Source organism: Microbulbifer sp. ARAS458-1 (assembly GCF_045348205.1).
Classification (GTDB): domain Bacteria; phylum Pseudomonadota; class Gammaproteobacteria; order Pseudomonadales; family Cellvibrionaceae; genus Microbulbifer.
On the sequence record NZ_CP155838.1, the window covers coordinates 942636 to 968322 of the forward strand.

Annotated in this window: 24 protein-coding genes; 14 read left to right on the forward strand and 10 right to left on the reverse strand. The window is 58.8% G+C overall.

What is annotated here, in order from left to right; all coding sequences use genetic code 11:
• Positions 1–35: 35 nt before the first annotated feature.
• On the reverse strand, positions 36–326 hold the full coding sequence (locus AAFH99_RS03880; RefSeq protein ID WP_406828712.1) for a hypothetical protein: 291 nt from the start codon (positions 324–326) through the stop codon (positions 36–38).
• Between the two features lie 151 nt (positions 327–477).
• On the opposite strand from AAFH99_RS03880, the gene hisB reads away from it, so the two are divergent.
• The 5 genes from hisB (at position 478) to AAFH99_RS03905 (ending at position 4415) form a co-directional block, all read left to right on the forward strand.
• Positions 478–1065, forward strand: coding sequence for an imidazoleglycerol-phosphate dehydratase HisB (gene hisB / locus AAFH99_RS03885; RefSeq protein WP_043320063.1), 588 nt, complete (start codon positions 478–480; stop codon positions 1063–1065).
• 13 nt (positions 1066–1078) lie between these two features.
• Positions 1079–1741, forward strand: coding sequence for an imidazole glycerol phosphate synthase subunit HisH (gene hisH, locus AAFH99_RS03890; protein ID WP_406828713.1), 663 nt, complete (start codon positions 1079–1081; stop codon positions 1739–1741).
• A 40-nt stretch (positions 1742–1781) separates the two neighbouring features.
• Positions 1782–2525 (forward strand): 1-(5-phosphoribosyl)-5-[(5-phosphoribosylamino)methylideneamino]imidazole-4-carboxamide isomerase, encoded by a 744-nt coding sequence (hisA, locus tag AAFH99_RS03895; protein ID WP_043320066.1) that lies wholly within the window; start codon positions 1782–1784, stop codon positions 2523–2525.
• Positions 2526–2552: 27 nt separating this feature from the next.
• Positions 2553–3323 (forward strand): imidazole glycerol phosphate synthase subunit HisF, encoded by a 771-nt coding sequence (gene hisF / locus AAFH99_RS03900; protein ID WP_406828714.1) that lies wholly within the window; start codon positions 2553–2555, stop codon positions 3321–3323.
• A 126-nt stretch (positions 3324–3449) separates the two neighbouring features.
• Positions 3450–4415: a helix-turn-helix domain-containing protein gene (locus AAFH99_RS03905; protein WP_406828715.1), complete on the forward strand. Its 966-nt coding sequence runs from the start codon at positions 3450–3452 to the stop codon at positions 4413–4415.
• A 496-nt stretch (positions 4416–4911) separates the two neighbouring features.
• Here the strand turns inward: AAFH99_RS03905 and AAFH99_RS03910 are convergent, their stop codons facing one another.
• The 4 genes from AAFH99_RS03910 to gpmI form a co-directional block, all read right to left on the reverse strand.
• On the reverse strand, positions 4912–5157 hold the full coding sequence (locus tag AAFH99_RS03910; protein ID WP_043320071.1) for a DUF6316 family protein: 246 nt from the start codon (positions 5155–5157) through the stop codon (positions 4912–4914).
• A gap of 173 nt (positions 5158–5330) precedes the next feature.
• Positions 5331–6740: a S41 family peptidase gene (locus tag AAFH99_RS03915; protein WP_406828716.1), complete on the reverse strand. Its 1410-nt coding sequence runs from the start codon at positions 6738–6740 to the stop codon at positions 5331–5333.
• 179 nt (positions 6741–6919) lie between these two features.
• The gene (locus AAFH99_RS03920; RefSeq protein ID WP_231491960.1) at positions 6920–8062 is read right to left on the reverse strand and encodes a murein hydrolase activator EnvC; all 1143 of its coding nucleotides are present in this window, start codon (positions 8060–8062) and stop codon (positions 6920–6922) included.
• A gap of 63 nt (positions 8063–8125) precedes the next feature.
• Entirely contained in the window at positions 8126–9670 is a 1545-nt protein-coding gene (gene gpmI, locus AAFH99_RS03925; protein ID WP_406828717.1) for a 2,3-bisphosphoglycerate-independent phosphoglycerate mutase, read from the reverse strand.
• A gap of 388 nt (positions 9671–10058) precedes the next feature.
• On the opposite strand from gpmI, the gene AAFH99_RS03930 reads away from it, so the two are divergent.
• The 6 genes from AAFH99_RS03930 to smrA all read left to right on the forward strand — a co-directional run bounded on the left by AAFH99_RS03930 (position 10059) and on the right by smrA (position 13682).
• On the forward strand, positions 10059–10475 hold the full coding sequence (locus AAFH99_RS03930; RefSeq protein ID WP_043320075.1) for a rhodanese-like domain-containing protein: 417 nt from the start codon (positions 10059–10061) through the stop codon (positions 10473–10475).
• 71 nt (positions 10476–10546) lie between these two features.
• Positions 10547–10798: a glutaredoxin 3 gene (gene grxC / locus AAFH99_RS03935; protein WP_406828718.1), complete on the forward strand. Its 252-nt coding sequence runs from the start codon at positions 10547–10549 to the stop codon at positions 10796–10798.
• Positions 10799–10936: 138 nt separating this feature from the next.
• Positions 10937–11440, forward strand: coding sequence for a protein-export chaperone SecB (secB, locus tag AAFH99_RS03940; protein WP_043320077.1), 504 nt, complete (start codon positions 10937–10939; stop codon positions 11438–11440).
• Between the two features lie 261 nt (positions 11441–11701).
• Positions 11702–12148, forward strand: coding sequence for an acyl-CoA thioesterase (locus AAFH99_RS03945; RefSeq protein WP_406828719.1), 447 nt, complete (start codon positions 11702–11704; stop codon positions 12146–12148).
• Positions 12149–12179: 31 nt separating this feature from the next.
• Entirely contained in the window at positions 12180–13052 is an 873-nt protein-coding gene (locus AAFH99_RS03950) for an SDR family oxidoreductase (RefSeq protein ID WP_406828720.1), read from the forward strand.
• 33 nt (positions 13053–13085) lie between these two features.
• On the forward strand, positions 13086–13682 hold the full coding sequence (gene smrA, locus AAFH99_RS03955) for a DNA endonuclease SmrA (RefSeq protein ID WP_255343227.1): 597 nt from the start codon (positions 13086–13088) through the stop codon (positions 13680–13682).
• A 371-nt stretch (positions 13683–14053) separates the two neighbouring features.
• Here the strand turns inward: smrA and AAFH99_RS03960 are convergent, their stop codons facing one another.
• From AAFH99_RS03960 to AAFH99_RS03970, 3 genes are all read right to left on the reverse strand, one after another.
• Positions 14054–14596, reverse strand: a complete 543-nt coding sequence (locus AAFH99_RS03960; protein ID WP_081848146.1) for an META domain-containing protein — start codon at positions 14594–14596, stop codon at positions 14054–14056.
• A gap of 83 nt (positions 14597–14679) precedes the next feature.
• Entirely contained in the window at positions 14680–15153 is a 474-nt protein-coding gene (locus AAFH99_RS03965; protein ID WP_043320080.1) for an META domain-containing protein, read from the reverse strand.
• A gap of 696 nt (positions 15154–15849) precedes the next feature.
• The gene (locus tag AAFH99_RS03970) at positions 15850–18018 is read right to left on the reverse strand and encodes a TonB-dependent receptor (RefSeq protein WP_406828721.1); all 2169 of its coding nucleotides are present in this window, start codon (positions 18016–18018) and stop codon (positions 15850–15852) included.
• 180 nt (positions 18019–18198) lie between these two features.
• Here AAFH99_RS03970 and AAFH99_RS03975 point away from each other — a divergent pair, with 180 nt between their 5' ends.
• The 3 genes from AAFH99_RS03975 to AAFH99_RS03985 all read left to right on the forward strand — a co-directional run bounded on the left by AAFH99_RS03975 (position 18199) and on the right by AAFH99_RS03985 (position 23844).
• Positions 18199–21636, forward strand: coding sequence for a PAS-domain containing protein (locus AAFH99_RS03975; protein WP_406828722.1), 3438 nt, complete (start codon positions 18199–18201; stop codon positions 21634–21636).
• Positions 21637–21725: 89 nt separating this feature from the next.
• A complete protein-coding gene (locus tag AAFH99_RS03980; RefSeq protein ID WP_406828723.1) occupies positions 21726–22925 on the forward strand; it encodes an MFS transporter in 1200 nt (399 codons plus the stop codon).
• Positions 22912–23844, forward strand: coding sequence for an alpha/beta hydrolase (locus AAFH99_RS03985; protein ID WP_406828724.1), 933 nt, complete (start codon positions 22912–22914; stop codon positions 23842–23844). The genes AAFH99_RS03980 and AAFH99_RS03985 overlap by 14 nt, the downstream gene beginning before the upstream one ends.
• Before the next feature lie 383 nt (positions 23845–24227).
• Here the strand turns inward: AAFH99_RS03985 and AAFH99_RS03990 are convergent, their stop codons facing one another.
• A complete protein-coding gene (locus tag AAFH99_RS03990; RefSeq protein WP_406828725.1) occupies positions 24228–24905 on the reverse strand; it encodes a response regulator in 678 nt (225 codons plus the stop codon).
• On the reverse strand, positions 24890–25675 hold the full coding sequence (locus AAFH99_RS03995; protein ID WP_043320603.1) for a 3-hydroxybutyrate dehydrogenase: 786 nt from the start codon (positions 25673–25675) through the stop codon (positions 24890–24892). Before AAFH99_RS03995 ends, AAFH99_RS03990 begins: the two co-directional genes overlap by 16 nt.
• Positions 25676–25687: the final 12 nt, after the last annotated feature.

Here is a 25687-nt window from a genome sequence, read left to right on the forward strand (position 1 = left end):
CATAGCAGGCGAGCCGGGGCTAGCAGCGAGTGCGATTAGCTGAGGGGCAGGTTTGCGGGCGGGCCGCGGGCAGACTGGCGTTCCGGCTGGCAATCGAGGGCTACGGGGGCCTGCTGTTCGATATACAGCGGTGCCAGATCGGTGGATTCGAAGGTAAATTCACTGCCTACGGGCGCAGGGGTGTGATTGTTGGACAGGTCGCACATGGCGTGGGCCTGCTCATCGATATGAATATGCTCCGCAAGCGCCGGCTGCGCGAGCATCAGCGCGAGCAGCAGCACAAAGCTGACCCAGACAGGGGTCTTGTGGCGGGAGCATATATTCATGGGGCGTATGATATTTGATCTCCGCAGTGAATCAAGTTTCATCTGACACTAACATCCAAAATCCACCGCGTTTGAGCGTATAATTCGCGCCTTCTGTCTCAGGAGCCGGCTAAAGGGCCCGCTCCTCTCTCCAATCAAGGATGTAGACCTCATGCGCACCGCCAGCGTCAACCGCGACACCCTGGAAACCAAGATCCAGGTCAGCCTAAACCTCGACGGCAAAGGCACCGGTAAATTCGATACCGGCGTTCCCTTCCTCGAGCACATGATGGACCAGATCGCCCGCCATGGCATGATCGATCTGGATATCACCTGCGACGGCGACGTGCATATCGACGACCACCACACGGTGGAAGACATCGGCATCACCCTTGGCAAGGCCATTAACCAGGCCATCGGCGACAAGAAAGGCATGACCCGCTACGGTCACGCCTATGTGCCCCTGGACGAGGCCCTCAGTCGAGTCGTCATCGACTTCTCCGGGCGCCCCGGTCTCACCATGAATGTACCGTTTACCCAGAAGCGCATCGGCAACTTCGATACCGAGCTGTTCTACGAATTCTTCCAGGGCTTCGTGAATCACGCCCTGGTGACCTTGCACATCGACTGCATTCGCGGCTTCAACGCCCATCACCAGATCGAAACCGTATTCAAGGCCTTCGGTCGCGCCCTGCGCATGGCCCTGACCCCGGACCCGCGCATGGAAGGCGCCATGCCCTCCACCAAGGGCGTACTGTAAGGCGGGGATGAGCATGCAAAAGATCGTCGTCCTCGACTACGGTATGGGCAACCTCCACTCCGTCGCCAGCGCCCTGAAAAAGGTCGCCCCCGGTGACGAAGTCGTCCTCGCCACCACCCCGCAGGAAGCCGAAGGCGCAGACCGCCTTATCGTCCCCGGCGTCGGCGCCATCCGCGACTGCGTAGAAGGTTTCATTCGCCCCGGCTTCGTACCGCTGCTGAACCAATGTGTCGAATCCGGTATGCCCATCCTCGGTATCTGTGTGGGCATGCAGATCATGATGGCCAGCAGCGAAGAAAACGGCGGCGTCGACTGCCTGGGCATCTTCCCGCAACCGGTCAAATTCTTCGGCACCGACCTGCACGATGAAGGAGCGATTGGCGCCCGCGGCGCAAGGTTGAAAGTCCCACATATGGGCTGGAACCGCGTACAGCAGAAAATCGACCACCCCATGTGGAAAGGTATCGAGAACGGCAGTCGCTTCTATTTCGTGCACAGCTACTATGTGCCATCCGAAGGCAATGACGCCGTCGCCGGCGAGACCGACTACGGTGTGCAATTCGCCGCGGCTGTCACCCGCAACAATATCTTCGCCACCCAGTTCCACCCGGAAAAGAGCGCGGATGCAGGTATGCAGCTATTAACGAATTTTGTCTCTTGGAACGGCAGCAACTAACTCCGAAACGAATACAGCTGGAAACAGGAAGTTAAACAAAATGATCGTAATCCCAGCCATTGATCTGAAAGACGGCGAGTGCGTGCGCCTGCGCCAGGGTGAAATGGAAGACGCCACCGTCTTCTCCGACGACCCCGTCGCCACCGCCGAACACTGGCTCAGTCAGGGCGCCAAACGCCTGCACATCGTCGACCTCAACGGCGCCTTCGCCGGCAACCCCGTCAACGGCGACGCCGTCAACGCCATCGCCCGCCAGTTCCCGCAATTCCCCATCCAGATCGGCGGCGGCATCCGCGACCTGAAAACCATCGAGTGGTACCTCACCGCCGGCGTCAGCTGGACCATTATCGGTACCGCTGCGGTAAAGAATCCCAAATTGGTCAAAGAAGCCTGCCGTGAATTCGAAGGCCACATCATCGTCGGCCTGGACGCCAAAGACGGCCTCGTTGCCACCGAAGGCTGGGCCGAAGTCTCCGACGTGCAGGCCACCGAACTCGCCAAAGAATTCCAGGACTGCGGTGTCAGTGCCATTGTCTACACCGACATCGCCCGCGACGGCATGATGCAGGGCGTAAACCTGGAATCCACCATGGATCTCGCCCGCGCCGTGCAGATCCCCATCATCGCCTCCGGCGGTGTCAGCTGCATCGAAGATATCGAAAAACTGCTCGAAGCCGGCGACGACAAGACTGAAATCTTCGGCGCCATCACCGGGCGCGCCATCTACGAAGACAAGCTCGACCTGCGCGCCGCGCAGACACTGTGCGATAACTGGACCAAGTAACTGACATTAGGTAATCGGGATATCAACATGGGCCTCGCCAAACGCATTATTCCCTGTCTCGACGTCGACGCCGGCCGCGTGGTCAAGGGCGTCAACTTTGTCGATATCCGCGATGCCGGTGACCCGGTAGAAATCGCCCGGCGCTACAACGAAGCCGGTGCCGACGAAGTCACCTTCCTCGATATCACCGCCACCCACGAAGGTCGCGACACCACCCTACACACCGTGGAGAAAATGGCCTCCCAGGTATTTATCCCGCTTACCGTTGGCGGCGGTGTGCGCGAGCTCCAGGATATCCGCAACCTGCTGAATGCCGGCGCGGACAAGACTGCGATCAACTCCGCCGCGGTATTCAATCCCGGCTTCGTGCGCGAAGCCGCCGACCGCTTTGGCAGCCAGTGCATCGTTGTCGCCATCGATGCCAAGCAGGTTGGAAATGACAAAGAGCCGAAGTGGGAAATCTTCACCCACGGCGGGCGCAAGCCCACCGGAATCGACGCGGTGGAGTGGGCGAAGAAAATGGACAGCTATGGCGCTGGTGAAATCCTGCTGACCAGCATGGATCGCGACGGTACCAAAAACGGCTTTGACCTGGCCCTGACTCGCGCCATTTCCGATGCGGTCTCCGTACCGGTGATTGCGTCTGGTGGTGTGGGCAACCTGCAGCACCTGGCCGACGGTGTTTTACAGGGCGGTGCCGATGCGGTGCTCGCCGCGAGTATTTTCCACTTTGGTGAATACACCGTGGGAGAGGCCAAACAGTTTATGCAGGACGCTGGCATAGAGATGCGGTTATGACCGCCCGGCCAGTGCATCGTGGAGTGTGACCGACTCCTCGGAATCGGTATTATTCTGGCGGTTAATCCGTTGTTCGAGGAATTAGTGCTATAAGTAGTGTAGAAACATAAGAAAGATGAATTCTACATGCACTATCTCCGATTTAGTTCGCGGGAGTTTTCACACGGCGATCGGCGCGCAGCCCTGGCGGAAACCTATGCACCACTGTGCGGCATGGATGTGGAGGTGTACTCGGATGACCTGGATATTGATATTCGCGTACGCTCGCTTTCCCGCATCGTTGTAAGTGATTCCTTTCTCGTTGACCATAAAGCCAAAAGAACCCAGGCACATATCGCTGATGGCGACGATTCGATGCTGCTGGTGATCCCCCGGCAGGGTGTTCTGGGAATAAATTCCGCTTCCGGCGATGAATGGATGTGCGCGCCTGGCCAGCTGCACCTGTTACCTCTTGAGGATCCGTTCATCAGCCAGAACAATGGCGCCTTCTCGGTTACCAGTGTCAGTCTGCCGCGCAAATTCCTGGAGACCCGCCTGTCCAGCCCTGGAAAGGTGATAGGGAAAAGTTTCCAACCCGCCGACAGCAATGCGTATAGCCTGTTGCTTGGTTATCTAGAAAATTTGAATCGCACCGGCGAGATTCTCTCCGGCCCGGTAGCAAACCTGGCGGAACTGCAGATCATGGATCTCGCTGCACTGGTGTTGGGCGTTGACCGGGAAACCAGTGTGGTGGCGGGCAACCGCGGTGTTCGGCAGGCCCGATATCAGGCCATGCGCAACTATATCAAGCTGCGTATGTTTGACGCGGACTTGAACGCGGATGTGGTGGCTCAGCATTTCAATATTTCACCGCAATACCTGCGCAAGATCTTCAGTGAGTTCAACCTCACCTTTACCGATTACCTCAACGCGATCAGGCTCGATTGGGTTTATAAGAATCTCGCCAATCCGGCAGATTCGCGCAACTACATTTCCACTCTCGCCTATCGCGCAGGTTTCAGCAATCTGGCCTGGTTCAATCGCGCATTCAAGCGGCGCTTTGGTCTCTCTCCTTCGGATGTCCGTGAAAAAGCCACTGAACAGGTATCTTAGGTAGTGGAGGAGAGTCGCATATAGGACATGCTGGTATCGCAGATAGTATTGGCGCAAAAATGCCTTTTTCGATTGAATCGATGGGTCTCGGGGCCACGAGCCGACGCTGGCTCCAGAAACGGCGAAATACCAATGGACTGGCATGGGCAGCGGAGTTTGCGTGGTGAAGCCCGCTGAGTGGGTGTTGGCCTGTGCCCCCGGGACTTCCCGGCGCGATTGCATGCCGGGAATGGTGGCCGGAAATTCATGCGATTAGTATCTGCCCGGGTAGCGAATAGTATCAGGGCGTGCGCTGGGGTGCGCTTTACTTAATAAGCAGCTTGATTTGCTTCTTTGCATTGACGGTAGCACTACCTGCCCCGGCGCTTCAATGGAGTTGGAGTGAGTTGTTCGGCAAAAGGATTTGCTGAATCCGGGCTTATCAGGCTGTCTCCAGTAGTAACTATTTAGTACCTTCGAAATTCTCAAATGCCAGGTTCCCTCCCTGGCATTTTTTTTAGAACCGGTTTGCACTGTGCCAGCGACGTGCACGCAGGCTGCCGAATGGTCGTACATTTCCGGCGTAGTTCTGAGCAGGGCTCAGAAACTGTGTCGCAGCCTTTTTGGCTTCCGCTTTACACGAGTAAGGACCGAAGGTCTTGCCGCCGCGGGCATTGAAATACCAATCGTCCCCCAGCTTGTAAAAACGATCTGACCGAGGGGGAATATTCGATCCCTCTTCTCCACGACGATACTGCTGCATGGACACCCTCGCTACTGCTATACCACGTTGAACTGTTCACATATCTGAGATTTGCGGACACCGATAAAAGAAAACCGACGGCCCTGTTTCAAGTCTAGCTATCGGTCAGCTCGCTCGAAGGTCAGGGGCGCCGGTTGTTATATTTTTCGGTGCCTTGAAATACGCAGGGCGGGTCAGAGGTCTTCCGGGCGCACACGGGCGACCTTGTCTTTGCGCTCTTCTGCTTCGGCAGTGCGTTTTTCGCCGCTTTCGCCGGGTACACGACGGACATACAGGTTGAGTCCTTTGAGCACATTGAGTGCTTCAAAAACCTGATTATCCCGGCTGTACCAATCGTCCTGATCGGCTTTTGCACGCTTGCGATCTTCCGAACCGCTTTCCTTGCCGCCATTCCCGTTGCCCAGGTGGCCGGCCAGGTCTGCCTCAGTAGTGCGTGCCCGGCCGTCCATGCGGGTCACCTGCACCCGCTCTACAGTAATGTCCGGCTTGATGCCCTGGGCCTGAATGGAGCGGCCTTTGGGAGTGAAATACAGTGCGGTGGTCAACTTGATCGCGCGATCGTCGTTGATCGGGATAACGGTCTGGACCGAACCCTTGCCGAAGCTGTCGGTACCCATCACCACGGCGCGACGGTGGTCCTGCAGTGCGCCGGCGACGATTTCTGCCGCAGATGCGGAGCCGTCATTGATCAGTACTACCAGCGGCGCGCCTTTACTGAGATCACCGGGGCTGGCGGAATAGCGCAGATTGGAGGATTCATTGCGGCCTTCGGTGTACACCACCAGGCCATCCTCCAGGAAGGCATCGACAACTTCTACGGACGACTGCAACACACCGCCGGGATTATTGCGCAGGTCGATCACTAGGCCCTTGAGCTCGCCCTGTTTCTTGAGCTTGTTCATTGCCCGTACCAGGTCACCGCCAGTGTCCAGCTGGAACTGGCTGATCCGCAGATAGCCGTAACCGTCTTCGAGCATTTCGCCGCGCACGCTGTAGACCCGCACCTTGTCGCGCTTAAGCGTCACATCGAACGGTTCCTTGTGTCCCTTGCGTCCGATGGTCAGCGTCACCGGTGAGCCTACTGGGCCGCGCATTTTTTCCACCGCATCATCCAGGCTGACGCCGCGCATGGATTTTCCGGACATGCGCAGGATGACATCACCGGCGCGCAATCCCGCGCGTTCGGCGGGGGTGTCATCCATGGGGGTGATGATAGTGATGTAATCGTCTTCGATACCGACTTCGATGCCCAGGCCGGCAAATTCACCAGTGGTGTTCGCCTGCAGGTCGGTGAAGGAGCGACTGTCCAGGTAAGAGGAGTGCGGATCCAGCCCTTGCAACATGCCCTTGATGGCAAACTCCAGCAGGGTGCTGTCGTCGACTTCTTCGACGTAGCCCCGACGGATCTGTTCGAAAACCTTGGCGAAACTGCGCAGGTCCTCCAGTGGCAGGCGGGATTCGGCTTCCAGCGAAACGCGATCATCGCTGGTATCCAGTTGACCGGCCTGGCTGAGTCCCATCAGCGGCAGAGCGGTGAGTGCTGCGACGCCAATCAGGCGAGCGAGCATTTTGGGGGTGAACATAATCTGCACGTCCTTGGCATTTATCGTTACTTTCCAACAGAAATTGTAGACCCGGCGCAGATGCAGAGCTCTGAAGTTGGCGGAGATTAGAACTGGTGTGGGGAGCGGACGGTAAAACCGCAAGCAGAAATATGTTAGGGAGGGCGCCTCTCGCGGGGGTGGGAAATGTACCGGTGAAGTTAGCCCCGGCACCAGGCGGTGGGGTCCTGCGGTTTGCCGTTGCGGCGGATTTCAAAATAGAGCCCGGGCTGGCTCATGCCGCCGGTATTCCCCACTTTGGCAATGGTGTCACCGCGTTCCACCCATTCGCCGATGGCGCGGGTGAGAGACTGGTTGTGGCCGTAGAGGCTCATATAGCCGTCGCCGTGATCGAGGATGATCAGCATGCCCTGGCCGCGCAGGTAATCGGAAAAAACCACACGCCCGCGGTGAATGGCTTTCACCGGGGCGCCTTCACTAGCGCGCAGGGTGACGCCAGTCCAGGTGATGCCGTTGGCGCGGCGTTGACCAAAGGCGTTGGCACGGCGGCCACTGGTTGGCCACTGCATGCGCCCGCGCTGTTTGGCAAAAGGCGTATCATCACTGGGGTTGATCAGACTGGCAATGGCGCGTCCCACTTCATCCACCAGCCGTTGCAGGCGACTGCGGTCGCTGTTGAGCTGGTCCAGTTCACCGCTTTTACTGGCGAGCTGGCTGGCCAGTTTGTCTAGGGTGCGCTGGCGGTTCTTCTGAGCGCTGACCAGGGCGCGGCGCTTTTCTTCCAGCTGGTCGCGTTCGCGGGCGAGGGTATCCTGTTCCCGTTCAATACCTGTACTGACGGTGGCGAGCTGATCAAGGGTGGATACGTAGTCTTCGATAACGCGGCTGCGCTGTTTGAGGAAGTAGTCGTGGTAGCGGAGTTGGCGAGCGATGTGTTGAGGGTCTTGCTGGTTGAGGAGCAGCTTGATCTGCTCCTGGCGTCCGAGTCGGTAAGCGGCGGCGACTTCCTGCTCGACCCGCCGCTGCATACTTCGCCGGGATTCCTGTAACTGCTGCTCTTCCCGTTTGAGCTCCTGCAGCTTTTCGCCACGGGACTGCATGTCCGATTTGATCTTGTCGATCCGCTGCAGCAGCTCGGAGATGTCTTTCTCGTTGGATTCCAGGTCCTTCAGCAGCTGGTCGCGCTCGCCTTTGACCTGATTCAGCTCCTGCTGCAGAGTCTCGATACGCTGCTTGATCTCCGCCAGTCGCGCCTGTTGCTGCTCATCGCCTGTCTGCGCGAGACAGGCGGGTGCCAGCGACATCAGTGCGGTGAGGACCATCCCGTAAAACGTTTTGCTCAAGGGCTTCATCGTGTCAGCTTAATCTCGCTTTAGGCTCGCGCCCGCAAAGCGGGCGCATTGCAATCAGTTGATTTTGATCAGCGGTTCGCCGTTCATTTCCTGTGGCTGCGGCAGACCCATCAGTGCCAGCATGGTGGGGGCCACGTCCGCCAGGCTGCCGCCATCGCGCATGGTGACATTGCGTTCGCCGACATACACAAAAGGTACCGGCAGGGTGGAATGCTGCGTACTTACCTGGCCGGAACCGGCATCGAACATTTCTTCCACATTGCCGTGGTCGGCGGTGATCAGCACCTCGCCCCCGGCGGCCAGTGCCGCCTTGGTGACGCGATCCACGCAGCCGTCCAGCGCTTCTACCGCTTTAACCGCAGCTTCGAATACACCGGTGTGACCCACCATATCACCATTGGCGTAGTTGCAGATGATCGCATCGAACTTGCCGCTTTCAATGGCCGCGACCAGCTTATCGGTCACTTCCGGTGCGCTCATCTCCGGTTGCAGATCGTAGGTCGCCACATCCGGGGATTTGACCAGAATACGCTCCTCGCCATTGTAGGGCTCTTCGCGGCCTCCGCTAAAGAAGAAGGTCACATGTGCGTATTTTTCCGTTTCGGCGATACGCAGCTGGGTTTTGTTCTGGTTCTGCAGGTACTCACCGAAGGAATTCGCCATCGCCTCCGGCGGGAAGGCGCAGGCGGCGTCGATGGTGCTGGCGTATTCGGTGGTCATTACGAAGTCCGCCAGTTTCGGTGTGGCGGTGCGCTCGAAGCCGTCGAAGTCCGCTTCGGTAAAGGCGCGGGTCAGCTGGCGCGCGCGGTCCGGGCGGAAGTTCATAAAAATCAGGGCGTCGCCATCGTTGAGTGGTGCCGGTTCGCCAATCAGGGTGGGAGCGACGAATTCGTCGTTCTCGTCGCGGGCGTAGGCCGCTTCCAGGCCGGCCAGGGCGGAGTCGGCCCGATGCTCGGCTTTGCCCTGGGTGATCAGGTCGTAGACCGGCTGCACGCGCTCCCAGCGGTTGTCGCGGTCCATGGCGAAGTAGCGGCCGGCAATGGTGGCGATACGCGCGGTGCCCAGGGCATCGCACACCTGGGTCAGGCGTGCCAGCGGGGTTTCCGCGCTGCGCGGTGGGGTGTCACGGCCGTCGGTGAAGGCGTGGATGTACACTGCCCTGGCGCCGCGCTGGGCGGCCAGAGTGGCCATGGCCACAATATGATCATCGTGGCTGTGCACGCCGCCTTCGGAGGCCAGGCCCATAATGTGCACGGCGCCGTCGCTGGCGATGGCCTTGTCTACGGCGGCGGTGTAAGCCGGGTTCTTGAAGAAATCGCCGTCCTCGATCGCCTTGTTGATACGGGTGAAATTCTGGTACACCACGCGGCCGGCGCCGAGGGTCATGTGTCCCACTTCCGAGTTGCCCATCTGCCCCTCAGGCAGGCCCACCGCCATACCGGAGGTGTGAATCAGGGTTTTCGGGCGGCTGGCCCAGATCTGGTCCCACACCGGGCTCTTGGCCGCGGCGATGGCGTTGTGTTCGCTGTGCTCACTGTGGCCGAAGCCGTCCAGAATCAATAGTACCAGGGGGCGCTTGGGCGAAGACTCGGATGCCATGGGATTGGAATTCCTGTGTTGGGTGTTCGTAGTAGCTGGTGTGTCGGGTTGCGTAATCGGTAACTGGCCCACTCGAATGCAGAGAGACCTACCGGAATATCCTCCGGCGTCATTGCCAGAACGCGAAAACTTTGGGGGTGCACTACCGCAGGTGGCGGATTTTAACCTGTTTGTACCCTCGAGGTCAGTATTTGCCCAGCTATTGCCCTGATTGGGCCGCCAGATCACTGGGCAATTGGCTGATTAAGAAGTGGCCATCATCGTGTATACTGCGCGGCCTTCACGCCATAGCTTATGAGAGCGTTACTCTGGGCGGGGCAAGCGGGGCGACCGTCAAGTCAGCGGTTGGCCGTATCAAAACAACAATTTGTGAAATTTCGGGGGCGAAGTGGATTTTTTCGTCTTTATCAGCGAGCAGTGGCTGCTGGTGAGTCTGTTGGTGGCATTGATCTACACATTGGCCATCACTGAACGTATTAAAGCGGGCAAGCCCGCATCGGTCCATGAGGCCACCCGGCTGATCAACAGTGACGGTGCCCGGGTCGTCGACCTGCGCGACCGATCCGACTTTACCGCTGGGCACATTGTGGACGCCATCCACATTCCCCATGGCGAGATCGAAGGGCGCATGGGTGAGCTGGCACCTTATAAAGAGAAGACCATCATCCTCGCGGACAAAATGGGTCAGCACGCGGGACCCGCGGGTCGCCTGCTGAAGAAAGCCGGCTACACTGTGCGTCGCCTGGAAGGCGGTATGTCCGAGTGGGCCAACCAGAAACTGCCACTGGTCAAAGGCAAGGGATAACGGCGCTTGCTGTCTCGTCAGCTACCGTGCCGGAAGTACAGGAATCAAGTGACGCAAAGAGGTTATCGGTCGTGAAAGACGTCGTTATCTACACCACCCGCTACTGCCCCTTCTGCATCCGTGCGAAGTATCTCCTGGACAACAAAAATGTCCCCTACACGGAGATTTCTGTGGACGGTGACCGGGCGTTGCGCGCTGAAATGACCGCCAAAGCCGGCCGCCACACCGTGCCGCAGATCTGGATTGGCGATCACCACGTGGGCGGCTGTGATGAACTGATGGCCATCGAGCGCAGTGGCGAGCTGGACACCCTGCTGGCGTAGAAGGTCCCGCGCGGTCGAAGAATTTTCCCAAATGTGCCTTGAAAGGGCATTTCGAGGCCCCCATTAGAAGTACCCATACAGGGAGTCTTCTATCAGGGAAGGCAATTACAAACATTATTGAGTGAACAGGCTTGTAACATGGCTGAAGAACAAAACGGCGCTGCGGTAAACGGCGAAGATCAACAACAAGTACAATTCGCGATGCAGCGCATCTACCTGAAAGACCTGTCCTTCGAGACCCCGATGGGCGCCGAAGTTTTCAAAAAGCAGTGGAAACCGGAAGTCTCTCAGGAACTGAACACCAAAACTGCCAAGATTGATGAAGATCTGTACGAAGTGGCCCTGACCCTGACCATCACCGTCAAGGTCGAAGGCGAGACCGCTTTTCTGGTGGAAGTACAGCAAGCCGGCCTGTTCGGTATCAAAGGCCTGGAAGGTCAGCAGCTGGCTCAAGCACTGAACACCGCCTGCCCGAACATCCTGTTCCCGTATGCACGGGAAGTCGTCGACAACGTCGTCACCAAGGGCTCCTTCCCAGCCCTGATGCTGCCGCCGATCAACTTCGACGCCCTGTTCGCCGCCGCTCTGCAGCAGGCGCAACAGCAAGCCGCTGAGCAAGGTGGTGAGAAGGCTGACGCTTAAGCATCAGTGACTCTGAAAAAGGCTCCCTTGGTTTCGACTGAGGGAGCCTTTTTTGTGTCTGACGTAATGTTTCACGGATGCTGAGCTTGTTAAGTTACGCGAACTTTGATGCGAAGGCGCTGCTGCCGGGTGCAACTGTGTGAGACCTTCAAAAACAGGGTGTTTTTGCAGAGCCCCCAGGGATGGGTTGAGGGGGGGCGCCTAGCTCGTGTCTCGCACAGTTGCACCCGGCAGCAGCGCCGCCAATGAATTGGAAAAGATATGCAGTGGGACTTGCCCCAACCCTATACCTACAAAGTCCGCGTCGATGCAGAACACGTCGATGGCCTGCACCACGCCAACAACGCCGAATACGTGCGCTGGTGTGAGCGCGCCGCCTGGTCGCACAGTGTCGAACTGGGTCTCGACGTCAGCAACTACCAGTCTATGGATCGGGGAATGGCCATTCGACAGGCCGAATACGACTATATACTGGCGGCGAAGGAGAGCGACGAGCTGCTGATCGGCACCTGGCTCACCGTGGTCGACGGCCGCATCAACATGACCCGCAAGTTCCAGATCTACCGCGCCAGTGACCAGGCCCTGATCCTGCGGGCCACCTGGCAAATGGTGTGTATCGAACTCTCCAGCGGCAAACCCAAGCGCATGCCGCAGGCCTTCAAGGATATCTACTGCACCGCGGTGGTCGAAGATCCCCGTAATCTATAGGCTGAAAATCATCCGAGACCGAGGAGCGCCCATGACCGACCCGATCACCCTCACCACTCTCACCAAGAACACCGGCGCCCTCAAGGGCAAAACCATCTTCATCACTGGCGCCAGTCGCGGCATCGGCCGTGCCATTGCGCTCAAATGTGCCGCCGACGGCGCCAATATCGCCATCGCCGCAAAATCTGCCGAACCCCACCCCAAACTCCCCGGCACCATCTACTCCGTGGCCGAAGAGATTGAAGCCGCCGGAGGCAAGGCCCTGCCCATGCAGGTAGATGTGCGTGAAGAAGACCAGGTGGCAGACGCCCTCAAGAAAACCGCCGACACCTTCGGCGGTATCGATGCGGTCATCAACAATGCCGGCGCCATTAACCTGACCAACGTCGAGGCCACGCCACCCAAGCGCTACGACCTGATGATGGACGTGAATGCCCGCGGGGTTTACCTGACGTCTCACCTCGCCATCCCCTATCTCAAGCAGTCGGAACGCGGGCATATCCTCAGTCTGTCACCACCACTCAACCTCGAGCCCCGCTGGCTCGGACCTTTTGCACCTTACGCCCTGTCCAAATTCGGTATGACCATCCTCAGCATGGGACTGGCGGAAGAGCTGCGCAAAACCAACATCAGTGTCGCGACCCTGTGGCCGCGGACCCTGGTGGCCACCGCCGCGATCGAATTTGCGGTGGGTAACCGGGAGATGTTTGAGCAGAGCCGCAAACCCATCGTCATGGCCGATGCGGCCTATGAAGTGCTCATCACCGAAAACCAGGGCCTCAACGGCGCCCAACTGGTCGACGAAACCCTGCTACATGAACGGGGGGTGGAAGATTTCACCCAATATGCGCACAATCCCGCCAAGGCCGGTGACCTGGCGGTGGATCTGTTTCTCGATCCTTGATGGGCTCGGCACTTGTGGTAACCGGGGGGAGCTGTGGATAAGACTGAACTGGATGACTTTCGCGGCGCCATGGGTGCTCTGGGGGATGTAAAACCCCTGCCGTCCGGGCAGCGCCAACGGGCGCTCAAGAAAGCGACCAAAGATCCCATCAACCAGCGTGCCCGCCGCGAGGCCGCCACTGCGCAAACCTACCGCGAATTAAACCCACTTGGCGGCGAATACGTGGAGCCGGTAGAGCCTTTCGATCCCATCGAATTCAAGCGTGATGGCGTACAGAACGGGGTTTACCGCAATCTGCGCCTGGGCAAGTACACCGTCGATGCCCGCCTCGATTTACACAACCACACCGTGGAAATGGCGCGCAGCGCGCTGTATCAGTTTGTGCGGGATTGCGTGGAAGCCGATGTGCGCTGTGCCCTGGTTACCCATGGTAAAGGCGAGGGGCGCAAGACCCCGGCAATGCTGAAGAGTTGCGTAAATGCGTGGCTGCCGCAGTTGGACCAAGTACTCGCATTTCACAGTGCGCAGAAGCAGCACGGCGGCCTGGGAGCAACCTATATCCTGTTGCGGAAAAGCGAGCGTAAACGCCAGCAGAACCTGGAGCAGCACCAGCGTCGCTCCCGCCCGTGATGTCCTCTCCCTCCTGGCCTCCGTGGCGCTGTTAAAAAGTTACCGGGCAATGGGAAAACTTCCTGTTTCGTAATCAGTTTGTCACGTTAGACAACTACAGTACTCCCACAACGAAATTTTGCTTGTCCGGTTGTTTCATCGCGCAACTGACTTGTTTTCGTTGTTCTTCTCTCTTTGCATCGCACCAATATTTATTGGTGATTTTTGCTTCCGAGTTTGGAAGTACCTCCACTTGGAGGATAGGACTCGAGCTCGCAGTTGTGAGCCGAGCCCCTTCTTGAATGGTTCTTCAGGCGGCCCTATGGCCGCCTTTTTTCATTGGATTACTTTCATCGGATTCCCAGCTATTCACTGGTATGGGATGGGTATGATCAGTGGGAAGGGCCCGGCAATTCACCGGTCTGTTTGAATTCTATTCGAGTACCTTCGCCGCCCTGCAACGTCAGTATGTCGCCCTCAACGCTGGCGCGGTTGATACGCGGCAGCGCCTTCAGAAAGTCCTTTTCCAGTTCGCTGCTGTCCTTGCGGCCCACCATGCGGGAAATTTTCGGCGCCTTGACCCATTCGATGGCGCCATTGTCGGCGAGGTCAAATTTGCCGAGATAGGGGTTGGAACCGGCGCTGCCGCGCACGAAGCCCAGCTTGTCGCAGGTGAGGTAGGGGCGGTCGCGGACCATTTTCTGCCAGAACAGGCGGGATTTCTGTTCGCGGCCGTCCACGCTGATCCCATGCAGTATCCATTGATAGTTACAAATATCGCCGGGTGGCATGGGTTGGCTGGCGGAAAGCGGTTGAGGTGTGGATGAGCAGCCGGAACTGAGTGCCGAGCTCAGAATAAGCCCGGCGAGCAGCGCGCCAAGTGTGCGAGGAGCACCATGGATGGGCGTGGATAGCGAGCGGTGCGAGAAGTACATCGGGTCTTTCCGGTGGCCGTTTGCGGTATTAAACCGCAAAGCGCGGGGGAGATCTGTGACTCAGGCGGGCAAATTACCGGTCTTCAATTGCCTGCCTTGATGTACTCGATATACCGGTCGCCGGAGGCATCGCGCAGAATCAGGCGGCCACCGCCACTTTTCACGAATGCCTGAGTGGTACTCGCCAGAGCACTCAGGTACTGGGTTTCCTGTTCCATCAGCTGTGGAGGGCCGGCCATTTTTGTGGAGGCAAAGCTGCCGGTATCCCACAGGATCTGGCCATTGGCCGTGATCTGCATGGCGCCGCGGTAGGTATTGATACCGCTCTTGCCCATGGCCTCGCCACCACTGTTGCATAGAAAGGTGAATTCCTGCGGCTGGTCGACGGGGACGGCCTGGCCATTGATGCGCAGCAGGCGCATTTCCCACTTGTCGCCACAGACGCTGCTGACGCTGCCGGGGGTCTGGGTGGGGCCTGAGTCTTTGCCGCCCATATTCATACACCCCGCAACCACCAGGGCGAGCCCAAAGAGCCATACCGGTAGCAGTTTTTTCATTCGTGCGTCTCCTTCCCACGTCCGTGTAGATAGACCAAGCTTAGTCACCCGTTGCTCACGCGAGTGGATTTTGGCGACAGCTTGTGGCGGAAATGGTCACGGTGTGAGGAGAACGCGGGCGCCAGGGCCCGCGGGGAGATCAAACGGGTGTCACGACTGACGCACGCAGCGCACCACCACTTTGGAATCGAGCTCTTGCTCGAAGCAGCGGAAGCGGGTGCCGTTGACGTTAAGCGAGCGCGGTGCCTCGCGGCTGCTGGTGCGCGGCCTTCTGTCTGAGGACCGCACGGAAAAATGGGCTGGGTCCATATGTGGGGGAACAGCGCTACTGAAAGCGCGATTTGTATGGTTTTCCGTGGGCGCGGTTGTAGTACAACCGGCAACAACTCCTGTCGCTATGACCGCCGTCAGCAGAATACTACTCAATTTCTGCACGCGGATACCTCGATGGCTGGTTCAAAAGCGGCTTCACTACCGCCCTCACTTTCAGATTAGAAGAGGTTTCCGCCAAAGTGTGAATTTTGCCGCCAATTTAATAATTCCTGCGCCGTCAAGGAAAAATGCGCGACCGTCGGAGCGCAAAGTTGGCCCTATGACCAATAAAAAAGGGGGCCCCGAGGGCCCCCAAGTGGAACGTGTGATGACTAAGCATGAATCATGCAATGCACATATCTATGAAGAGGACAGCGACGCTATTTAGAAGTTGTAGCTACCTGTGAGTGCGATAGTGCGGGGTGCGCCGTAGAAGCCAGTGTCAAAGGCACCGCCAAACCCGTAGCCACCAACCCGGTACTCTTCGTCCGTCAGGTTTTTACCTGCCAAGCCCAGATTCCAGTTGCCAGCAGCACTGTAGTAGGTGGCAGTCATGTCAACCAGCGTGTAGGCCTCCTGATCGAGAATGCTGGGAGTTTCGAAGATCTGGGTGTCTGCGCGATAGGAAATCGTAGGCAGGAATACCAGCTCCCCACCATTGCCCATGGGTACCGAATAATTCAACTGGAACATGGCGGTGGTGTCCGGGGTATTCTGCATATCCCGCTCGTCGGACACATCGACACCGCCGGAGATAAATTCGACGAATTCGGTGTCGGCGAGGCCCAGAGAGAAATTCGCCAGCAGGTTATCCGTCATTGCCAGAGTGGCTTCAAGCTCCAGACCCTGAATACGCGCCTGGCCGGCATTCAATACCGCACTGGAGAAACCGCCACCGGGATTGAGCTGTTGGATAGTGACCTGCATGTCGTCATAGTCGGCGCGGAATGCGGCTGCGTTCAGGCGCAAGCGGTTATTGAACAGATCAGACTTCACTCCGAACTCGTAGGTGTCTACGGTTTCCGGGTCAAACCCGTCCACCGTGGAAGGCAGAGTGCTGGCATCGCCGCGCATATCAAAGCCGCCGGACTTGAAGCCCGCGCTGTATTTGGCGTACAGCAAAACGTCATCATTTACCTGGAAGTCGACGCCGAGGTGTGGGGTGAACTGTCCCCAGCTGTCACTGTTCTGGTAGTCCGTCAGTGCCCCGAGGAATACCGCTGCCGGTTGTCCCGGGTTGTACTTGTCGGCAAACAGTGGGCTGTAGAGGCCAGCAAAGTTTGCCTTGAAGACTTCAGCATCTTTCTCGTCTTTGGTGTAGCGCCCGCCGACACTCAGGTTCCAGGCTTCCGCAAATTGCCAGTTGTAATGGGCGTAGGCAGACAGACTGGTGGTATCAACAGAGCCGGCAACTTGTTGAGTGAGGTTGATATAACCCAGCACCGCGTCAAAAGCACCCGCAGCAGTACCGGTGTAATAGTAAAGACCGCTCACCAGGTCGGCATTGTCACCCTGCCAGATCAGCTGGAATTCCTGAGTGGTTTGATCGTCCTCGTAGTACGCTGGAACGTCAAAGTCGGGACGACTAGTGCTGTCAAAATCAATCGCGGTTTCCGTTTCCCCCTGGCGATAGGCGGTGATCGATTTTACGGTGACGCTGTCGGACATCTCCCATTCGGCAATCAGGGAAACACCGCTGGTTTCCACCAGATTCTCCGACGTCATATTTGATTCGGTGTCGTAGATACTGTCCAGAACGGGTTCGCCTCCGAGACCCGGAGCGAAACGATGACCGTGTTTGGATGCGGATTCGTCTACGGTCTTGTCACCGGCTAAGCGTACCCATACCGCCTCGGAGGGGTTCCACTCCACAGCAATACGGCCACTAATAATGTCCTTGTTGTACTGGTCCTTTCCGGTTACCACGTTTTCGCCGTAACCGTCGCGCTGAAAGCTGGCGATGGCGCCGCCGATATTGACCGTATCGGAGATGGCTGTGGAGCCGGCGACTTTGAGGTCACGCTGGTTGTACGAGCCCAGGCCGCCACCAATTTTCAGCTCGGTGTCGCCGGTCATTTTCTTGGTGACATATTTTACCGCACCACCAATGGTGTTCTTGCCGTAAAGAGTACCCTGAGGCCCGCGCAGCACTTCCACCCGCTCAACATCGAGAATATCCAGCACGGCACCCTGTGGGCGCGCCACATACACGTCGTCAATATAGATGCCGACCCCCGGCTCGAAGCCCCACAGCGGATCCTGCTGACCGATGCCGCGAATAAACGCGGTCAGGGTGGAGTTGGTGCCGCGGCTGGCCTGGAGGGTGGTATTGGGGGATAGTTTCTGAATATCGGTCAGGTCGCTCACACCGTTCTGCATCAGCTGGTCAGAATTGATTGCGGTTACCGCCACCGGTACTTCCTGCATGGACTGCTCGCGCTTTTGCGCGGTCACGGTCACTTCTTCCAGCTGGGGGTCTGCGTGGGCGAGGGATGCACCGCAGGCGAGCATGATGCCTGCGGCCAGAGGGTTGAATTTTATTGGATTGCGCATGGCTCTCTCCGATCACCGGTTTATGGTTATTTTCTAAGTTTCGGATCTGCACTGTATCGGCTGCGGCTGGGGTTGCCTGCTAGACCAAGGTATGACGATGGTTATACCCGTGGAGCAGGACAAAAAACGCACTATCAGTTACTCTGTCCATAATAAACAAAATAATGAATGAGGCGCCAATTGTTCAGCCTTACCCTACTGGCCGCCGTGGGCCTGAGTTACCTGTTGCTGCTGTTTGCCATCGCCTTCTGGGGGGATCGGCTGCCGGTCGGGCGTATCCGCCCGGTGAAGCCCCTGCTGCTTGCGCTCGCCGGTACCTATACCAGCGCCTGGATGTTCTTTGGTGTTCCCGCCCAGGCCGTCAGCGAGGGTTGGCTGCTGCCGCCCACCTTTGTCGGTGCCTGCCTGATGCTGGTCTTTGGCGCCCCCCTGTTGATGCGCTTTGTGCGCCTGTCCAAACAGCAGGGTTCCACCTCCATTGCCGACTTTATCAGCGCCCAGTACGGCGGTTCCCAGTGGCTGGCGGCTGCGGTAGCGCTACTGGCAGTAGTGGCCATTGTTCCCTACCTGTCCCTGCAGTTGCGCGCGGTGGCGGACAGTTTTCTGCTGCTGGCGCAGGCGGGCGAGGGCTCAACCGAAACCAGTGCCTCGGTGGTCACCGCGGTGGTGGGCATCACCCTGGGTCTGTTTGCCCTGCTGTTCGGCACCCGCCATATCGACAGCTCGGTGCACCGCAATGGCATGCTGCTGGCGGTGGCATTCGAGGCACTGGTGAAGATCGGTGCGCTGGTGGCGGTGGCGTGGTTCGTCCTCTACTCCGCGTTTGATGGTACTGCCGACCTGGCGCGCAGCGCATTGGGCAGTGAGCGGGTCGCGGCCATTGCCGAGTCCCGACCTGCAGATACGGGGTATTTTGCGGTGGTGGTGCTGGGGATGGCGGCCATCTTCTGTCTGCCGCGGCAGTTCCATATCCTGATGATTGAGAGCGACGGCGAGCGGGATATCGGGCCGGTGCGCAAATTGATCCCGGTATATCTGGCGCTGGTATCTGTCGCGGTGCTGGTAGTGGGTTACGGCGGCTTGCTGTGGTTGCCGGATACCTACACCAATGCCGAGCGCTTCGTGCTGGGTATTCCGCTGGAGAGCGGTGCACCCTGGCTCGCACTACTGGCGTTTATTGGCGGGCTCTCCGCTGGCTCCAGCATGGTCATCATCGCCACCATTGCCCTGTCCACCATGATTGCGAACACCATGGTGGTGCCTCTGTGGCTGAAGCGCCTGCAGCAGCGCCCGGCCGGCGTGGCCCTGGGCAGTGACCTGCGCCGGGTGCGACGTGCCATTATCGGGCTGCTTATGTTGGCCGCATTTGGCGTGAGCGAGCTGATCGGCTCCGGTGTGAGCCTCGGAACCTTCGGATTACTGTCTCTGGCGCTGGCGGCACAGCTGGCACCGGCGATGACTGCTGCGGTGTCCTGGCCCTCCCGCTGGCCGCAGCTGCGGGCGGCGGGGGTGATTGTGGGATTGCTGGTCGGTGCTTTTGTGTGGGCGCTGTCTGCGCTGCCGGCGGCTCTGGGGCAGACAGATCTGATCGCCCTGGCGCTGGGACTGGAATGGCATGCGCTAACCACCAGCTGTGTGTTCGGGCTGGGTCTCAATGGCCTCACCCTGGTCGGGGTTTCCCTGCTCCAGGCGCGTTGGCTGCCCGGTGGCGCTGCGGTGCAGACCGCTCCGGTGGACAAGGCGCGCTTGCGTCAGTTGCTTGCGCGTTTTGTGGGTGAGGATGCCGCGGCGCGCGCGCTGTCATCCCTGGGGCAGAGTGGCGAAGGTGGAGCTGCTGCCCGAAGCGCTGCGGACACTTCTCTCGGCTACCGTGAGGCGGTGGAAAAAATCCTTGCCGGGATCGTCGGCAGTACCAGTGCTCAGCGCCTGGTACGCCAGCTGGGGGAGCCGGAGAGCGCCGCCGACGAGCTGGAGCAGGCATCGGATATTTACCAGTTCGGCCGCGGCCTGCTGCAGAGCAGCATCGACAATATCGATCAGGGCATTTCAGTGGTGGATGCCAACCTCAATCTGGTGGCGTGGAATCGTCGCTATCTGGAGCTGTTCCACTATCCCGCGGAAATGATTTACGTGGGGCGTCCGGTGGCGGAGCTGGTGCGGTACAACGCGAGCCGCGGTGAGTGCGGCCCCGGTGATGTGGAAGAGCATGTGCAGAAGCGGGTAGAGCACCTGCGCAATGGCACTGCCTACCGGGTGCAGCGCAACCGCACCGACGGCACGGTACTGGAAATTCGCGGTAACCCGCTGCCCGGCGGCGGTTTTGTGACGACCTATACCGACGTTTCCGACTACCAGCGCGCCCTCGGCGAGCTCACCGAGATCCGCAATTCCCTCGAACAGAAGGTGGTGCACCGCACCGCGGAACTGGAGACGGTCAACGACGAACTGCAGGAGCTGAACCGGGAGTTGCAGGCGGCCAGTGCCGGCAAGACCCGCTTCCTCGCGGCTGCCAGTCACGATCTGGTGCAGCCCCTGAACGCCAGCCGACTGTTTATCGACGCCCTCGCCGCGCACCCGCTGGAAGACAACAGCCGGCAGCTGCTTACCCGCGCCGACCGCGCGCTGGCCTCCGCCGAGCAACTGATTACCGACATGCTGCAGATCGCGCGTATGGACGCGGGGGACATCCGCCCCAGCTTCGCGCCGGTTTCCCTCGACAGCATTCTCGACGATGCGGTGGCCCAGGCGCGGGTTGCCGCCGGCAGCCGCGGTATCCGCCTGCGCTATCGCCGCTGTCACCTGTGGGTGCACAGTGACGAGAAGATGCTGCGCCGGGTAGTGCAGAACCTGCTGGACAATGCAGTTAAATACACTGCCCGCGGCGGGGTATTTGTAGCGGCGCGCAAGCGCGGTGCGGATGTTTCCCTGGAGGTGTGGGATACCGGTGAAGGTATCGCCCGCGAACAACAGCAGGCGATCTTCCGCGAATTCTGCCGGCTGACTTCCCAGGACCCGGACAACACCGCGCGCCAGCACGGCTACGGGCTCGGTCTCGCCACGGTGGAACGTCTGTGCCGACTGCTCAACAGTCCGATCAGTCTGTCGTCGGTCCCCGGGCGCGGCAGTGTGTTCCGTGTGCGCCTGCCACGCGCCACCGCCCGCGCGGATGCGCGCCCGGTCACAGCGACCGTACCGGGCCGCGGCGCCAGACTGGATCTGACTGTGCTGTGTGTGGATAACGAGCCGTCGATTCTGGAAGCAATGAGTGCTCTGCTCGGCGGCTGGGGCTGCACCGTGCACTGCGCGCGCAATCGCACCGAGGCGCTTGCCGCGGAGGAGCCGGACCTGCTGCTGATGGACTTCCACCTGGATGACGGTGACAACGGCATCGATCTCGCCGCCAAGCTACTGTCGCGCTGGGGTGGCGAGGGTGTTCATAAAGTGCCTTGCGTGATCATCTCTGCGGAAAACACCAACACCGTGAAGACCCGCGCGCAGAACGCCGGCTGGCAGTTCCTGCAAAAACCCCTGCGTCCGGCGGCCCTGCGTGCGCTACTGCAGCAACGGCAGAAAACCCGCGTGCGGGAACCAGCGGAGCCTGCGACCAAGGTCGTATAGCGGTGGGGGTGAGGGGCAAGCACTCTGTCATTGAATAACGAAAATAGTTTTTCGCCTGCCCTTCAGGCGAACAAAGCGGTGAAGAACAAATGAAGAAATATCTGTTGGAAATACTCATGTTCAGCGCCTACGCGCTGTTCGCCGCAAGCTGGGTCTCGGGGGCCATTCTCACCCCGGCGATCCAGTCGTCCTTCGGTGAGGAAGGGTTCGCCAATGCCACCTGGGGCAGCAACGTCATCACCATTGCCAAGATCGTCGGTAACCTGGCGGCTGCAGCACTGCTGATGCGCCTCGGTGCCAAGCGCGCCTTTGCCATCGCCATCATCCTGATTGCCGCCGGCGGTTTCGGTGCGCTGGCGGGTAGCTACGGCGGCTGGTTGATGTCGCGCCTGGCCCTTGGTCTCGGCGGCGCCCTGGCCATCGTGTATTTCGCACCGGTGGTTCTGCACTATTTCGCCGCCGAAGAGCGCCCGCTGATCAACGGCATCAACGCTGCCGCTTTCAATACCGGCAACCTACTGGCCCTGCTGACCACCACTACCCTGCTGAGCTGGCTGGGTAGCTGGCAATCCGTGGTGGTGCTGTACGGTGTGATGCTGCTGGCACTGGGCGTGCTGTGGTGGCTGACCGCGGAGAACTTCTCGCTATCTGGCGGTGGCGACAAGCCCGCGGAAGAATACGGCTTCAAGCAGGGCGCGAAGGAAGGCTTTAACTGGTGGCTGCCTCTGGCCTACTGCGGTGTTCTTTTCTGCTACATCGCGGTATTCGCACTCTTCCCGCTGATCGACGGCTTCGCGGTGGCGAGCCACCACCTGTCTGCGGTCATGATCGCCGCCGGCATGGTGGGCACCGTGGCCGGTATTATCGTCACCAAGCGTTTCCCGCTGCGCCTGCCGGTACTGCGTTTTGGCGGTCTCGCCCTGGTCATTTTCGCGGCCCTGATGGTCACCAGCCGTGACCCCATCATCGCCTACACCGCTGCGGCCCTTGCCGGCTTCTGCATGTTCCTGCCAATGACCGCACTCGTGACTTTGCCGCAGGAGTTACCGGGAATGACCCCGGCAAAAATCACCGTTACCTTCGCCATGTTCTGGTCCATCTCCTACGGTGTGGAAACCGTGCTGATGTACGGTGCCGGTCTGCTTGCGGATATCACCGGCGAACCGGCAACCGCCGCCTACTTCGCGGTGGCCTGCTCCGCCTCTCTGTTTGTGTTCTCTTTCCTGCTACCGGAAAGTGGCAAGAAACCCGAAATGGAAAACCTGGAGGCGGACAATGCGACAGCTTGAACCCAAACTGGCCGAGTGGCTGGTTGCGGTAAACGCCCAGGTTGCGCAGTTGAAGGCCGCGGGTTTTGAAGCGACTCCGGTAAACGCCCGTGAAAGCCTCGCCAACCTGACTCGCAATTTTGTCGAGCCAGGCCCGGAAATGGCAGTGGCGGATACGGTGGTAAAGGGTGGGGAATATTCCGTGCCTGTTCGTATTTATCAGCCGGAGGATGCGACCGAAGGTGCATCCATTATTTACTGCCACGGCGGTGGCCATATGGCCGGCAGCGTCTCGGTTTACGATCCAATCTGCCGCCGTGTTGCCGACGCGTGCAAGCGCACTGTAGTTTCCGTGGAGTACCGTCTGGCTCCGGAAAATCCCTACCCGGCAGCACTCAATGACCTGATCAGTGTGGTGCGCAACCTCGGCGAAACTCTGGATCGCAAAAACATTGCCCACAATGGGCGCTGGATTCTGATGGGCGATTCCGGCGGCGGTGCCTTGGTCGCTACCGCCACGCGAATTTTGCAGCACCAGCGACACACCATCGATGCACAGGTTTTGATTTACCCCAGTCTCGACTACACCATGCAGGCGCCGTCTATTGAAGAAAACGGCCGTGGCTATTTACTGGAGAAAGAAAAAATTCTCTGGTACTTCGAAAATTATCTACAAGGTGGTGAAAATCCCTACCAGGTGTCTCCGTTGCATGGCGAGTTTACCAAAAACATGCCTGCAACTATGGTGATCACCGCGGAGTTCTGTGCGCTTCGAGATGAAGGTGTGGAATACGTGAAGAAAGTGCGAGCCGGTGGTGCCAATGCCGAGCATCTGCACTTTGACGATATGATACATGCGTTTTTGAATATCGAGAATTTGGTTCCCGAGGCTTGTGATCGGGTTTATCGGCATGTTGCTGAGTATCTTCAGGGGGTCTAGTCCTGTGGCATTGGTTCGGAGTTCTGTTTGCCTGTAGTGGCGGCAGAGCACCGGGGGCGGGTTTTCAGGACCGCTGTGAATACGTCCATGTACGCTGCGTCGGCGACGTCCCTGTCGCCGACGCTCCTGAAAACCCGCCCCCGGCACTCTGCCTTCGCTTTGACCACAATCACTCCGTTACCGCGTCGGCTTACGAAGTTGATAAGTTTGGGTTAAGGGGGAGTAGCGGGGATCTGTTTTCAAAAGCGTCGCAAACAGGATGTTTGCGCCGCAGCGCCCAGGGATGGGTTCACAGCGGTTTTGAAAACAGATACCCGCTGCTTCACCGCCATGAAACTAAATCAGAGCTCCGAACAAAAAGGCTACGGAGCACAAAACCACACTCAGAGCTGAATCAGTGCCTGAGCCTCGCGAATCAACTGCTTCCGATCTCGCAACTCCAATTTACGTAAAATCGCAGTAACGTGGCTTTTAACAGTGGGCTCGGTAATATCCAGATCATACGCGATCTGCTTGTTCAGCATCCCCTGGGCAATCATCTGAAAAATTTTCAGCTGTTGTGGCGTCAATTGGCCGAGCTTCTCCGCCAGCGCCGATTCCGTCTCAGCCTGTAATGCCTCTTCGCTAAACCACTGGTCACCAGCAAGCACAGTCTCGATACACTGCAGAATCTCATCCGGCCGCGCCGTTTTGGAAAGAAAGCCGCTGGCCCCTAAGCTGGACGCCTGCTGGATCACCGAATGTTTGTCACTGCCAGAAACCACAACCACCGGCACCGCCGGAAAATAGTTGCGAATACGCGCAAGGCCCGAAAAGCCCTCACTGCCCGGCATATTCAAATCCAGTAACAGTAAATCGACTTCAGATTGAGAGAGCCGCTCAAGGGTCGAATCCAGATCCTCACTCTGTAGTAGATCCGAATTGGGGAAATGACTGGAAAGGGTCGTCGCCAATGCATCGCGGTAAAGCGGATGATCGTCGGCAATCAACAACTGATAATTCACGGCAGCACCCTGCAGGATAAATTGATCGGGTGCAAAAGATACTACTGTGCGGTCCATCCACCGTCCACCGGCAAGGACGCACCGGTAATGGTGCTGGCAAAATCGCCACACAGGTACAGTGCCAGCTCGCCAATGGCCTCCGGCTTGCTCGCCTTCGCCATCGGTTGCTTTGCACCTACCAGCTGTGCCCGTGCCGCCTCAAGGTCCACCTGCTGCTCGCGGCTGATCGCCTCGATCTGCGGCTGAATCAGCGGTGTTTCCACCCAACCCGGACAGATCGCATTGGCGGTGATGTTGCAGTCCGCATTCTCCAGCGCCAGTACCTTGGTCAGGCCTACCAGCCCATGCTTGGCAGCGCAGTAGGCCGCCTTGTGCTCGGACGCCACCAGTCCGTGCACCGAGGCAATATTGATAATGCGGCCCCAGTTGGCCGCGCGCATCGCTGGCAGTAGATCGCGGCTCAGGTAGAAGCCTGCACTGAGATTGATGGCGAGAATCTGTTGCCATTTTTCCGCGGGAAAATCGTGGGCGGGGGCGGTGAACTGGATGCCGGCGTTGTTTACTAGTACCGAGGGGTTACCGATGGCTTCGCGGGTGTCACTCACCAGCTGCGCGCAACCTTCTTCGGTCGACAGATCGGCGCTGCTGAAGCCGCTTTTGCCACTGTAGTGCGCGAACTCTGCCAGTAGCGCCTGTGCGCTGTCCCGGTCTGCAAGGCCATGCAGCATCACATGATAGCCGGCACGCCCGAAACAGTGGGCCATGGCCAGACCGATACCACTGGTGGAACCAGTGATCAGGACGGCGTGTGATGAATCCTTTTGCACGGCAAACTCCCG

Coding starts and splice junctions, on each gene's coding strand:
- AAFH99_RS03880 (WP_406828712.1), bottom strand. CDS start 326: ATGAATATATGCTCCCGCCACAAGACCCCTGTCTGGGTCAGCTTTGTG.
- hisB (WP_043320063.1), top strand. CDS start 478: ATGCGCACCGCCAGCGTCAACCGCGACACCCTGGAAACCAAGATCCAG.
- hisH (WP_406828713.1), top strand. CDS start 1,079: ATGCAAAAGATCGTCGTCCTCGACTACGGTATGGGCAACCTCCACTCC.
- hisA (WP_043320066.1), top strand. CDS start 1,782: ATGATCGTAATCCCAGCCATTGATCTGAAAGACGGCGAGTGCGTGCGC.
- hisF (WP_406828714.1), top strand. CDS start 2,553: ATGGGCCTCGCCAAACGCATTATTCCCTGTCTCGACGTCGACGCCGGC.
- AAFH99_RS03905 (WP_406828715.1), top strand. CDS start 3,450: ATGCACTATCTCCGATTTAGTTCGCGGGAGTTTTCACACGGCGATCGG.
- AAFH99_RS03910 (WP_043320071.1), bottom strand. CDS start 5,157: ATGCAGCAGTATCGTCGTGGAGAAGAGGGATCGAATATTCCCCCTCGG.
- AAFH99_RS03915 (WP_406828716.1), bottom strand. CDS start 6,740: ATGTTCACCCCCAAAATGCTCGCTCGCCTGATTGGCGTCGCAGCACTC.
- gpmI (WP_406828717.1), bottom strand. CDS start 9,670: ATGGCATCCGAGTCTTCGCCCAAGCGCCCCCTGGTACTATTGATTCTG.
- secB (WP_043320077.1), top strand. CDS start 10,937: ATGGCTGAAGAACAAAACGGCGCTGCGGTAAACGGCGAAGATCAACAA.
- AAFH99_RS03945 (WP_406828719.1), top strand. CDS start 11,702: ATGCAGTGGGACTTGCCCCAACCCTATACCTACAAAGTCCGCGTCGAT.
- AAFH99_RS03950 (WP_406828720.1), top strand. CDS start 12,180: ATGACCGACCCGATCACCCTCACCACTCTCACCAAGAACACCGGCGCC.
- AAFH99_RS03960 (WP_081848146.1), bottom strand. CDS start 14,596: ATGTACTTCTCGCACCGCTCGCTATCCACGCCCATCCATGGTGCTCCT.
- AAFH99_RS03965 (WP_043320080.1), bottom strand. CDS start 15,153: ATGAAAAAACTGCTACCGGTATGGCTCTTTGGGCTCGCCCTGGTGGTT.
- AAFH99_RS03970 (WP_406828721.1), bottom strand. CDS start 18,018: ATGCGCAATCCAATAAAATTCAACCCTCTGGCCGCAGGCATCATGCTC.
- AAFH99_RS03980 (WP_406828723.1), top strand. CDS start 21,726: ATGAAGAAATATCTGTTGGAAATACTCATGTTCAGCGCCTACGCGCTG.
- AAFH99_RS03985 (WP_406828724.1), top strand. CDS start 22,912: ATGCGACAGCTTGAACCCAAACTGGCCGAGTGGCTGGTTGCGGTAAAC.
- AAFH99_RS03990 (WP_406828725.1), bottom strand. CDS start 24,905: ATGGACCGCACAGTAGTATCTTTTGCACCCGATCAATTTATCCTGCAG.